This window comes from Arthrobacter sp. NPDC056691 (genome assembly GCF_042791415.1).
GTDB lineage: Bacteria > Actinomycetota > Actinomycetes > Actinomycetales > Micrococcaceae > Arthrobacter.
Map to the genome: position 1 here is coordinate 22902 of NZ_JBHTXX010000049.1, position 10690 is coordinate 33591.

The following is a 10690-nucleotide window of genomic DNA, read 5'->3' on the forward strand; positions in this document are numbered from 1 at the left end:
GGTATCAGTGCCCGAACGGGTCCGGGTCGACGCCCGGCATCCAGGTCAGGCCCGGGATGCCCCAGCCGCTCTTCTTGGCCTGCTTCATCGCCTTGCGGGCATACCTGTCGATGAGGCGGTTGACGTACAGCTTGCCGTCCAGGTGGTCGTATTCGTGCTGGATGATGCGGGCAAACCATCCCGTCGCCTCGAAGTCCACCGGCTTTCCGTGGCCGTCAAAGCCCTGCACCCGGACCCATTCGGCGCGCTTGAGCGGATACTGTTCGCCGGGGAAGGAGAGGCAGCCCTCAACTTCCTCGTCCGGATCCGGCAGTGCCCCGGAGACCTTGGAGAGGGTTAGTACGGGATTGACCACGGCGCCAGCCGGGGGAGCGCCGTCCTCGTTCTCGTACTTGTAGACGAAGATCCGCTTGCCCACACCGATTTGCGGTGCGGCCAGTCCGACGCCGTTTGCCTTGTCGTTGGTTTCGAACATGTCGGCAATCAGCTGGCGAAGCCCGTCGTCGAACTCCTCCACTTCAGCAGCCCGGCGGTGCAGCACCGGCTCACCCCAGATGGTGATGGGCAGAACGGTCATGTCAGGAGGTTCCTTCGGCGCTTTGCCGCCGGCGGGAGCCGGCAGGGGTGAAAACCAACAAAGGCCGTACCGGGTAACCGGTACGGCCTTTGTTGCTGGCCGGCAATAAACTGCCGTCCTCGGTGCGGGTGAGCGACGGGGGTTGAACCCGCGACCTCCTGGACCACAACCAGGCGCTCTGCCAACTGAGCTACGCCCACCATGTGCCCTGCGGACTGTCCGGTTTCCCGGCCTTCCGAAAAGGCAACGACAAATAGCTTACCTGCTGTTGGGGGATGCTTTTGCCACTTTTGGCTGTTTCGGCAAAATTTTCCTCAAACGTGGCGCAGATTACATTCTGGACTGCTGCGCTGTGGGCGGCGTGGCGCTTTCCGGAGCCTGCTGGTCGACGGCAGAGGGCGACGCTGAGATGCGCTGGGAGATCTTCTGGGCCGTGGCGCTGTCCGGTCCCGGGGCGGGCACGAAGACGGCTTCCCGGTAGTACCGGAGTTCGTCGATGGAATCCTTGATGTCCCCGAGGGCGCGGTGGCCGCCGTGCTTGGCTGGCGCCTGGAAGTAGGCGCGCGCATACCAGCGCCGGGACAGTTCCTTGATGGTGCTGACATCGATGATGCGGTAGTGCAGGTGCTCCACCACCGACGGCATGTCCCTGGCAAGGAAGACCCGGTCGGTTCCCACCGAGTTGCCGGCGAGGGGCGCCTTGCGGGGGTCCGGAACCCACTTGCGGATGTAGTCCAGCACCAGGGCCTCGGCTTCGGCCATCGTTTTGCCGGCCGGAAGCTCGTTCAGCAGACCTGACCGGGTGTGCATGTCCCGCACGAAGTCGTTCATCTGCGCGAGGGCGGCGTCGTCCGGCTTGATCACCACGTCCACCCCGTCGCCGAGGATGTTGAGTTCCGAGTCGGTCACCAGGGCCGCGACCTCGATCAGGGCGTCGTTGACGCTGTCGAGGCCGGTCATTTCGCAGTCGATCCAGACGATGCGTTCGTTAGTAATAGGCACCCGTTCAGCCTACCGTTTAGCCGCGTGCAAGCCTCGGAGAGGCGCTCCGATGCTAATATTTCGGGTACGCGGCAACGCCTCATTGCGGCGGCCGCGTCCCCGGCGCCGCCCCAATTGGCCGGCCGCCCAGCTTGGCTGCAGACGGGGCAGTACGCCCAGAAGAGATATGCCTAACAGATAGGCGCAGAAGAGATTGGACGATCCTGAGATGACGGCGCCTGTGCCTGCGATAGGGGAAACGGCCACCGGCACTTCCACGGACCCGGCCCGGCCGGAAGTGGACAACCCCCGCTCACCGATCCTCTCCGGTTTCATCGGTTCCATGTTCCTGCTCATCGGATCGGTCGGCGTCGGCTGGCTGGCGCCGGTTTCGGAGCTGCGGCGGATGCCCCTGTTTATCTGGATGCGCACCGAGGCGTTCGGCGTCGGGCTCTCCATCGTGCTGCTTGCGGTGGGCGGGATGCTGCTGGTCCGGGCCTGGCTCAGGCTTGGCCAGCACGTCCATGTGTGGGGCGGGGATGCCCGCAAGGCCACGCTCCAGGCCATCGCGGCGTGGGGCCTGCCCATGATGTTCACCGTCCCGCTGTTCAGCCGTGACGTCTACGCGTACATCGGCCAGGGCCGCCTGATGGTCGAGGGCTTCAACCCGTACGAGAACGGCATCTCGGCGCTGTCCAACTACTTCCAGCTGGGCGCGGACAAGATGTGGACCGAGGCCCCGGTTCCCTATGGCCAGGTGTTTTTGTGGATCGAGCAGTTCGTGGTCTGGTCCACCAACGTCCACCCCGAAGCCAGCATCATGCTGTTCCGCCTCGCTGCGCTGGCCGGCGTGGTGCTCTGCATCGTCTACGTCCCGAAGCTCGCCGAGCTGCACGGGGTCAATCCGAACCGGGCCCTCTGGCTGACAGCGGCGAACCCGCTGTTCCTGACCAACTTCATCGCCAGCGTCCACAACGATGCGCTGATGATCGGACTGGCCCTCGCAGGCCTGTACTACTGCGCCACACGCCGGGTCATCTTCGGCATCGTCCTCGTCACGGCCTCCATCGCGGTGAAGCCGATCACCGTGGTGTTCCTCCCGTTTATCGGGTTGCTTTGGGCCGGCAAGGGGGCCAGCTGGGCCAGGAAGTTTGTGTTCTGGGGCCTGACGGCCGGAATCAGCCTTGCTCTGCTCTACGCCATGAGCCTGGTGAATGGCTTCGGGTTCGGGTGGATCAACGGCCTCTCGGCGCCCGGCAGTGTCTGGATCTGGTACGCCCCCGTCGGGCTGCTCGGCCTGGTGATCGCGTCCATCGCCAACGCATTCAGCCTGGACGGCTGGGGGCTGGCCAAATGGGTTTACGACGCCGGCAAGCTCCTCGCCGTAGGCATCGTCGCCTGGCAGATTTTCCGGGGCGAACACGACCGCCTCATGCGCCGCCTGACACTCGCCTTCGCCGCGGTTGTGGTGCTCGCGCCCATGATCCAGTCCTGGTATGTGGTGTGGCTGATCCCGCTGTTCGCGGTCACGGGCATCCGTGACGACTGGCAGGTCAAGGCCCTCTACTTCATCGTCTCGTTCTTCATGGTCTACGCCATCTCCGACCAGCTGGAAGTCTTCCCCTACCTGCAGACCGACGACCTTGGCCTCGCCCTGGCACTTGCCCGCAATGCTGCCGCCATCATCGCCCTGCTGTTTGCGCTGTACCTGATCTTCCTGGACCGCAGCACCAAGCTGCTGTTCAGCAAGGCGGACCAGCCTGTCACCACACGCCCTGTTATCTGACCGGAAGATTTATCCGACGGGGACGTTTCGCAGGGCCTCCCTGCGCGAGAGCGGGCTGAGGGACGGGCTGTTCCGTGTTACGAACTCCAGGACCCATTCCGGGTCGGTTTTGGCGTACTCACGCAACGCCCACCCGATGGCCTTGCGGACGAAGAATTCCTTGTCGGCCATGTTCGCCTCGATGACGGCGGTGAGCAGCCGGGTGTCCGTCTGGACTTTGGCTCCCAGCTGGGCCGTGATCGATGCCCGCCGGATCCAGAAGTCCCGATCGACACTCCACTGGAGCAGTACGCGGGTAATTTCCTCCCGGTGGACCTTGAGCAGTGCGCCGATCCGGTGGGCCACCCCGTCCACGTAATCCCACGATGAGCCCGTTCGGATGATTTCCTCATACAGCGGAAGCATCCTCGGGTCTCCCGCCACGCTCCGCAGCCCGGTCAGGTCAATCGCGGCGTACCGTTCCTCCCTATAGCGGGCTTCACGCCACAGGACAAGAACCGTTGACCGCAGGTCCTCGGCGGTTTCGAAGGGATGGGCAGCGGCCACCGCCTTGGTTGTCCTGCGCACCTCGGGCACACGGACGCCGAGGGATGGCGTTGCGGATTTCATGTAGGCCTGCGCCGCGGCGCCGCGGACGGGGTCCGCCGCCGCCCGCAGTTCGGAACGAATCAACGCCAGCACCGCTTCATTTGCCATGCTGCCAAGATAGCCGGTCCAAGGAAGCCCGGGCCGTGACAGCGGCCGCCGCTGCCGTTGCCGCTGCCGTCCGCAAGGCCGCCGCGGCGGGCGTTGCGCTGAAGGAGCCCGACGGCGTTGCCGCCACCACCGCCGACGCCGGCGCCAAGCCTGCGTTCCTGGCCAGGGTCATCCCACCTTCAGCCGCACAACTGCGCGCCCGGGAACAGCGTCACTGACCACCTCAAACCCGGCGGCCAGGAACAGGCCGAGCGTGCCCTGGTAGAGGTCCGGCGGTCCGGCCTTCGGCCGCTGGGCAGGATCCACCGGATACCCCTCCACGACGGCGGCACCGTTGGCGCGTGCGTGGCCGATGGCGGCGGCCAGCAGTGCTGCTGCCACACCGCTGCGCCGGTGGCCGGGGGCGACGACGAAACAGCTCACCGACCATACGCTCCCGGGGCCGGCGTCGTCGGCGACTGCGGGGCCGGCCGCCCTGAACACCTGGGAACGGAGAATCCGGGGGTAGCACCCGCGCGGTTCCACGGCGCACCAGCCGACGGCGGAGCCGCCGCGGTACGCGAGGACCCCCGGTGCCGGCCCGCCGCCGTCGAACTTGTCCTTCAGCTGTGCCTTGCGGTCAGCGGGCGGCGTCGACGCAAAGCCCGCGCCCGGCAGGGCAAAGAACCGGCACCAGCAGCGTGCGGGTTCACCTCGGACCCCGAACAGCTGCTCGACGGCGGGCCACTCAGCGGCGGCGGTGGTGATGCCGTCCGCTGGTTCCGGTGAAAGTTCTGTCATGCCCGCCTTCCCTCGCCGCGCCGAAACTGTAATGTGGCGGGCCTGTCGTTCCTATGGCCAGGAAGCCGGTTCGCCGGCAGGCTCGGTGCTCCGGCGGAGTGTCACCTCGCCGGTGACGGCGGCGGCTTCATGCAGGCCGGAATCCGCGCCGGGAACTGCCAGCCTGCCGATTTCCTCCAGCGGCAGGCGGACGGTGGAGAGGGCCGGCCGGAAGTCACGCAGGGTTTCGATGTCGTCAAAGCCGGCGATGGCAGCGTCCCGGGGAATCCGCAGTCCTCTGGAACGCAGCGCGGCGGTGGCCCCGATTGCCATGACGTCGTTGACGGCGAAGATGCAGAGCCGTGGCTGTCCGGCCGTTCCGGAACCGGCCCCACCGTGTCCGCCATGTTCGCCGATGCGGGCGGCGAGCCCGAGGCCCGCCTCGTAACCTCCGGTGCGGTCGAACCCGGTGTGCAGGACCTCTGCCGGCGGCAGTCCGGCGTCCGCCAGGCCGCGCTGGAAGCCCCGCACCCGGTCGTCCGAGGTCAGGAGGCCCTCCGGGCCGGCGATGATCACAAACTCCCCGGCATGCGATGCGGCCAGTTCCCGGGCGAGTTCGGCGGCGAGCTCCTCGTTGGGAACCTCAACCACGTGATAGCCCTCGTCGGATTCGGCGCCCACAACGGCGTGCCCCACCACGCCCACCATGCCGCCGTTGCGGCAGTAGCGGTCGAGTTCGGCGGCCAGGTCGGCGTTGCCCTGCCTGTCGGCGGTCCGTGCGGACCGCGATCCCGCGATCACTATCGAGTCCGCGCGGCGGGCTGCGAAGGCTGCCACGGCCGCACGCTCGTCTGCGGGGCTGCCCGCCGTGGTGGCGAGCAAAACCATCTTGTTCTGGTGCCGGGCCGCGGCCTGGACGCCGCGGGCGATGGCTGCGAAGTAGGGGTCGGCAATGTCGTGCACAATGAGCCCGATGAGGCCCGAGCTGGACTTCGCGAGGCCCTGGGCCTGGGCGTTGGGGATGTAGCCCAGGGAGTCCGCGGCCTTTCGCACACGTTCCGCGATGTCAGGTCCGGGGGTCCTGGCCGAACCGTTCAGGACGCGGCTGGCGGTAGCAGGGGAGACTCCGGCCAGGCGGGCCACTTCGGTCAGCGTGCTTGCAGCCACAGGCGCAACTCCTCTTCAACAGGCCCCGGCGTCGGGAAACTCGGCTGATGCCCACATTATCGCAGTTGGAGAAAACCCAGGAAAGCGCTTGCCATATCGGCTGCGATTCTGCACTATGGAAGCAGCGGGAATGCGCTTTCCCGAATTGCTGACCACCACCACTGAATGAGGACTCATGGGCTTCGAAACAAAGACGATCCGTATCGCCATGAACGGTATTACCGGCCGGATGGGGTACCGCCAGCACCTGCTGCGCTCCATCCTCCCGATCCGCGACGCCGGCGGTTTCACCCTGGAGGACGGCACCAAGGTCCAGGTGGAGCCGATCCTCGTTGGACGCAACGAAGCGAAAATCCGCGAACTGGCGGAGCTGCACAAGATCTCGGAATGGACCACCGACCTTGACGGTGTGATCAACGACCCCACCGTCGACGTCGTCTTCGACGCCTCCATGACCAGCCTGCGCGCCACAACCCTGAAGAAGGCCATGCGGGCCGGCAAGCACATCTTCACCGAGAAGCCGACGGCGGAAACCCTGGCGGAGGCCATCGAGCTGGCCCGCATCGGCAAGGAGGCAGGGGTCACCGCCGGCGTCGTGCACGACAAGCTCTACCTGCCTGGCCTGGTCAAGCTGCGCCGCCTCGTGGATGAAGGGTTCTTCGGCCGGATCCTCTCCATCCGCGGCGAATTCGGCTACTGGGTCTTCGAGGGCGACGTCCAGGCGGCCCAGCGCCCGTCCTGGAACTACCGCAAGGAGGACGGCGGCGGAATGACCACGGACATGTTCTGCCACTGGAACTACGTCCTGGAAGGCATCATCGGCAAGGTCAGGAGCGTCAACGCCAAGACCGCCACGCACATCCCCACCCGGTGGGACGAAGCCGGCAAGGAGTACAAGGCAACGGCGGACGACGCCTCCTACGGCATCTTCGAGCTGCAGACTCCCGGCGGAGACGACGTCATCGGCCAGATCAACTCCTCCTGGGCCGTCCGGGTCTACCGTGACGAGCTGGTCGAGTTTCAGATCGACGGCACGCACGGTTCCGCCGTCGCCGGCCTGAACAAATGCGTCGCGCAACAGCGTGCCCACACCCCGAAGCCGGTATGGAACCCGGACCTTCCGGTTACCGAATCCTTCCGCAGCCAGTGGCAGGAAGTCCCGGCCAACGCCGAGCTGGACAACGGCTTCAAGCTGCAGTGGGAGGAGTTCCTGCGGGACGCCGTCGCCGGACGCGAACACCGCTTTGGGCTGCTCTCCGCAGCCCGCGGCGTGCAGCTTGCCGAGCTCGGCCTGCAGTCCAGCGACGAACGCCGCACCATCGACATCCCGGAGATCACGCTCTGATGACTTCACTGATCCTTCCCACTTCCGACGGCGGCACCCGCGAGTACCGGCTCCGCTCCGCCACCACCTGGGCCAAACCGGCGGCGCCGCTGACATCGCGCAGGGCCTACGCGGCCGCACATGTCATCCCCGAGGTCACCGCCGACAACACCCCGGGCGCCCCGGCGCGTCTCGACTGGGAGGCCACCCTGGCCTACAGGCATGAGCTGTGGTCCTACGGGCTCGGCGTTGCCGATGCCATGGACACCGCCCAGCGGGGCATGGGCCTGGACTGGGCCGCCACCCAGCAGCTCATCAAGCGCACCGGGGCGGAGGCGGCCTCCGTGGTCGCCGCCGGCGGGACGGCCACGGCCGGCATGACGGTCCGGGACCTCGTGTCCTGCGGCGCCGGCACCGACCAGCTGGACCTCGCCGCGCTGCCCTCCGGCGAAGCCGGGCTGCAGGCTGTGCTGGCCGCCTACCGAGAGCAGGTCGCCGTCGTCAGCGAGGCCGGACCCAAGGTGATCCTCATGGCCTCCAGGGCGCTGGCCCAGGTGGCGTCCGGTCCCGAGGACTACCTGAAGGTCTACACCACGCTGCTGCAGGAGGCTGAGCAGCCCGTCATCCTGCACTGGCTTGGCACTATGTTCGATCCCGCACTGGCCGGTTACTGGGGCTCGGACAGCGTCCCGGCCGCCACGGAGACGTTCCTCTCGCTCATCCGCGAAAACGCGGACAAGGTGGATGGCGTCAAGGTGTCCCTCCTGGATGCTTCGCATGAAGTCGCACTCCGCGCCAGCCTTCCCGTGGGTGTGAGGCTCTACACCGGGGACGACTTCAACTATCCGGAACTGATCGACGGTGACGGCACCCTCCACTCGGATGCCCTGCTGGGAATCTTCGCGGCAATCTATCCGGCAGCGTCCGCGGCGCTGCAGAGTTACGACGCCGGAGATGCCGCCAAAGCGCGCGCCATCCTCGATTCCACCCGGGAACTGGGCAAACACATCTTCAGCGCCCCCACGTTCTACTACAAGACCGGGATCGCGTTCATGTCCTGGCTCAACGGCAAGCAGCCGGGCTTCCAGATGGTTGGCGGCCTGCACTCGGGCCGCTCCGTCGTGCACCTGGCCAGGACCTTCGAACTGGCCGACGACGCCGGGCTGCTGAAGGACCCAGCCCTCGCAGCGTTCCGGATGTCCGATTTCCTTCGCATCAACGGAGTGGGAGTATGACCTTCAATCCAGAACCGTCCCCCTTTTCACGCCTGTCCCTCAACAGCGCCACCACCAAGAAATGGACGCTTGCCGAGGCTGTTGACGGCTGCGTCCGCGCGGGCATTCCCGCCATCGGCCCCTGGCGCGACATCGTCGCCGAGGCCGGGCTGGACAAGGCGGCGAAGCTGATCAAGGACGCCGGGCTGCGGGTTTCCTCGCTGTGCCGCGGCGGGTTCCTGACGGCCCCGGACGCCGACGGTCAGGCGGCAGCGCTCGCGGACAACCGGGCCGCGGTCCTGGAGGCCGTTGCGCTGGATACCCAGGAACTGTTCCTCGTGGTCGGGGGTCTGGCGCCGGGGGAGAGGGACGTCGTCGCTGCCCGCCGGCGCGTGGCTGACCGGCTCGAGAACCTTGTCCCGTTCGCCGTCGAACATGGTGTCCGCCTGGTGCTGGAACCCCTGCACCCGATGTACGCCGCCGACCGTGCGCTCATTTCCACGCTGGGGCAGGCCTTGGACCTGGCGGCGCCGTACGATGCCCGGGCGGTGGGGGTCGCCGTCGACACCTTCCACGTCTGGTGGGACCCGGAGCTGAAGGCCCAGATCGAGCGTGCCGGCCGGGAGAACCGGATCGCCTCCTACCAGGTGTGCGATTTCAACCTGCCGATCGCGGCCGACGCGCTGCTCTCCCGCGGCATGATGGGCGACGGCGTGATCGACTTTGCCACGATCGGCACCTGGGTGCGGGATGCCGGCTACACCGGCGACATCGAGGTGGAAATCTTCAACCAGGAGATCTGGGACGCCGACGGCAACGACGTCCTGGCCGGGATGAAGGACCGCTACGCGGACCTGGTGCTGCCCTTCGCCTGAACCCGCCACTGTGCCCTTACTTCGCTGCCTTTCCGCAGGTAGGGTGGCGCCAGGAGGGGAAACCATGGACAAGCAATTCAGGGACGCCGAGGCAAGCATTGTCGTCGCCGCACAGCCCGGGCGGGTTTGGCGGGCGCTGACCGATCCGGCCGACGTCAAGGAGTACTTTCTCGGCACGCGCGTCACATCCACCTGGCAGGAAGGTGACCCCGTGACGTTCGAGGGCGAATGGCAGGGCAAGTCGTACCAGGACAAGGGGACCGTGCTGGAGTCCCGCCCCAACGAACTTCTGCGGATCACCCACTACAGCCCCCTGTCGGGACTGCCCGACCAGCCGGAGAACTACCACACTGTGGAGTACGGGTTGCAGCCTGTGGCGAAGGGCACCCGGGTCAGCATCACCCAGGGCAACAACAAGAGTGACGGCGAGGCCGTGGAGTCGGAAAAACTTTGGGGCATGGTGCTGGGCAACCTCAAGGAGTACCTGGAGGACTGACTGCCCCGCGCCCGGCCTGCGGCTTACCGTTTTCGGCCGGCCTGTACCCTCCGTTGGCGGGCGGCAGCGCGCAGCTGGATGATCCGGGCAGCCCCGGCCATCGCGACGAGGACACCGCCGCCCACTGCCGCGATGAAAAGGGACACCCCGAGCGAAACCGCGCCTTCGAGGCCGAAGAACTTCACCTGGACGAGCTCCTGGTTCTGCAGGATGAAGATGATCAGCAGTACCAGTACCACCAAGGCCGAGGCCACTGCCGCCCAGATCATCCCGGCGCGGGTCACGCGCCTTTCGGGCTCTGCCACGCCGGGCCGCGGTGACGTGGTTCCGTCGTAGCCCGGGATGGCGGCCGTTCCGGGATGGCGGCCCGCCGTGCCAGGACCGGCGCCCGCTCCTGCCGGTGGCAGTTCAGTGGGCGCTGCGGGGCCGGGCTGACCGTCCGCGGGGTTTGCGGGGCGGGATGTCCCCGGATCGGCGGGGCTTTCGCCCGGCTGGCTGTGCATGCGGGTGTTCCTTCCTTGACTGCTGGTCCAGATTCGCCCGCCTCATCGCATGGCCGGGGTCCAGTCCGATCATAGGCACAGTCCACCCGCAACAGTAAGCATGCTTTGCAACTCCGGCTGCGCAAAGAAAAACACCCCGGTCCGAAGACCGGGGTGTCCATGAAGCCGGCACGCATCCGTAAGGGATGTCCCGACTCATCACAAATGCGCCCCAGGAGGTGTGTGATCTCAGGACATAGGCGACACATGTCCCGGGACATGCACGACAGCTGATACACGACACGTGTCCCGCGACATCGGCGACACCCCGGC

At 66.8% G+C, this 10690-nt stretch carries 12 protein-coding genes and 1 tRNA gene; 6 read left to right on the forward strand and 7 right to left on the reverse strand.

Going from position 1 to position 10690, the window contains the following annotated elements; genetic code table 11:
• Positions 1–4: 4 nt before the first annotated feature.
• The 3 genes from def to orn all read right to left on the reverse strand — a co-directional run bounded on the left by def (position 5) and on the right by orn (position 1579).
• Entirely contained in the window at positions 5–577 is a 573-nt protein-coding gene (gene def, locus ACFRAU_RS24765; protein ID WP_377996091.1) for a peptide deformylase, read from the reverse strand.
• A gap of 127 nt (positions 578–704) precedes the next feature.
• Positions 705–777: transfer RNA gene (locus tag ACFRAU_RS24770), tRNA-His, on the reverse strand.
• A 130-nt stretch (positions 778–907) separates the two neighbouring features.
• Positions 908–1579 carry an oligoribonuclease gene (gene orn, locus ACFRAU_RS24775; protein ID WP_378001840.1) on the reverse strand — a complete coding sequence of 224 codons (672 nt, stop codon included), beginning with the start codon at positions 1577–1579 and terminating at the stop codon, positions 908–910.
• A 208-nt stretch (positions 1580–1787) separates the two neighbouring features.
• On the opposite strand from orn, the gene mptB reads away from it, so the two are divergent.
• Positions 1788–3344, forward strand: coding sequence for a polyprenol phosphomannose-dependent alpha 1,6 mannosyltransferase MptB (gene mptB, locus ACFRAU_RS24780; protein WP_378001841.1), 1557 nt, complete (start codon positions 1788–1790; stop codon positions 3342–3344).
• Between the two features lie 9 nt (positions 3345–3353).
• On the opposite strand, the gene ACFRAU_RS24785 is transcribed toward mptB, so the two are convergent.
• Positions 3354–4040, reverse strand: a complete 687-nt coding sequence (locus tag ACFRAU_RS24785; protein WP_378001842.1) for a DNA alkylation repair protein — start codon at positions 4038–4040, stop codon at positions 3354–3356.
• A gap of 35 nt (positions 4041–4075) precedes the next feature.
• Here ACFRAU_RS24785 and ACFRAU_RS24790 point away from each other — a divergent pair, with 35 nt between their 5' ends.
• Complete coding sequence (locus ACFRAU_RS24790) at positions 4076–4258, forward strand: hypothetical protein (protein ID WP_378001843.1); 183 nt, start codon at positions 4076–4078, stop codon at positions 4256–4258.
• On the opposite strand, the gene ACFRAU_RS24795 is transcribed toward ACFRAU_RS24790, so the two are convergent.
• On the reverse strand, positions 4209–4820 hold the full coding sequence (locus ACFRAU_RS24795; protein ID WP_378001844.1) for a GNAT family N-acetyltransferase: 612 nt from the start codon (positions 4818–4820) through the stop codon (positions 4209–4211). The genes ACFRAU_RS24790 and ACFRAU_RS24795 overlap by 50 nt on opposite strands.
• Before the next feature lie 51 nt (positions 4821–4871).
• On the reverse strand, positions 4872–5966 hold the full coding sequence (locus ACFRAU_RS24800; protein WP_378001845.1) for a LacI family DNA-binding transcriptional regulator: 1095 nt from the start codon (positions 5964–5966) through the stop codon (positions 4872–4874).
• A 175-nt stretch (positions 5967–6141) separates the two neighbouring features.
• On the opposite strand from ACFRAU_RS24800, the gene ACFRAU_RS24805 reads away from it, so the two are divergent.
• The 4 genes from ACFRAU_RS24805 to ACFRAU_RS24820 all read left to right on the forward strand — a co-directional run bounded on the left by ACFRAU_RS24805 (position 6142) and on the right by ACFRAU_RS24820 (position 9875).
• Complete coding sequence (locus ACFRAU_RS24805) at positions 6142–7311, forward strand: Gfo/Idh/MocA family protein (protein WP_378001846.1); 1170 nt, start codon at positions 6142–6144, stop codon at positions 7309–7311.
• Positions 7311–8525: a dihydrodipicolinate synthase family protein gene (locus tag ACFRAU_RS24810; RefSeq protein WP_378001847.1), complete on the forward strand. Its 1215-nt coding sequence runs from the start codon at positions 7311–7313 to the stop codon at positions 8523–8525. The genes ACFRAU_RS24805 and ACFRAU_RS24810 overlap by 1 nt, the downstream gene beginning before the upstream one ends.
• On the forward strand, positions 8522–9379 hold the full coding sequence (locus ACFRAU_RS24815) for a sugar phosphate isomerase/epimerase family protein (protein ID WP_378001848.1): 858 nt from the start codon (positions 8522–8524) through the stop codon (positions 9377–9379). The genes ACFRAU_RS24810 and ACFRAU_RS24815 overlap by 4 nt, the downstream gene beginning before the upstream one ends.
• A gap of 64 nt (positions 9380–9443) precedes the next feature.
• Positions 9444–9875 (forward strand): SRPBCC domain-containing protein, encoded by a 432-nt coding sequence (locus tag ACFRAU_RS24820; RefSeq protein WP_378001849.1) that lies wholly within the window; start codon positions 9444–9446, stop codon positions 9873–9875.
• Between the two features lie 23 nt (positions 9876–9898).
• Here ACFRAU_RS24820 and ACFRAU_RS24825 read toward each other — a convergent pair whose 3' ends face one another.
• Entirely contained in the window at positions 9899–10378 is a 480-nt protein-coding gene (locus ACFRAU_RS24825) for a lipopolysaccharide assembly LapA domain-containing protein (protein WP_378001850.1), read from the reverse strand.
• Between the last annotated feature and the right edge of the window lie 312 nt (positions 10379–10690).

Excerpts from the sequence above, each read along its gene's own strand:
- ACFRAU_RS24820 (WP_378001849.1), top strand. The coding sequence starts at position 9,444 with ATGGACAAGCAATTCAGGGACGCCGAGGCAAGCATTGTCGTCGCCGCA.
- ACFRAU_RS24795 (WP_378001844.1), bottom strand. The coding sequence starts at position 4,820 with ATGACAGAACTTTCACCGGAACCAGCGGACGGCATCACCACCGCCGCC.
- ACFRAU_RS24810 (WP_378001847.1), top strand. The coding sequence starts at position 7,311 with ATGACTTCACTGATCCTTCCCACTTCCGACGGCGGCACCCGCGAGTAC.
- ACFRAU_RS24815 (WP_378001848.1), top strand. The coding sequence starts at position 8,522 with ATGACCTTCAATCCAGAACCGTCCCCCTTTTCACGCCTGTCCCTCAAC.
- ACFRAU_RS24825 (WP_378001850.1), bottom strand. The coding sequence starts at position 10,378 with ATGCACAGCCAGCCGGGCGAAAGCCCCGCCGATCCGGGGACATCCCGC.
- mptB (WP_378001841.1), top strand. The coding sequence starts at position 1,788 with ATGACGGCGCCTGTGCCTGCGATAGGGGAAACGGCCACCGGCACTTCC.
- ACFRAU_RS24785 (WP_378001842.1), bottom strand. The coding sequence starts at position 4,040 with ATGGCAAATGAAGCGGTGCTGGCGTTGATTCGTTCCGAACTGCGGGCG.
- ACFRAU_RS24805 (WP_378001846.1), top strand. The coding sequence starts at position 6,142 with ATGGGCTTCGAAACAAAGACGATCCGTATCGCCATGAACGGTATTACC.
- def (WP_377996091.1), bottom strand. The coding sequence starts at position 577 with ATGACCGTTCTGCCCATCACCATCTGGGGTGAGCCGGTGCTGCACCGC.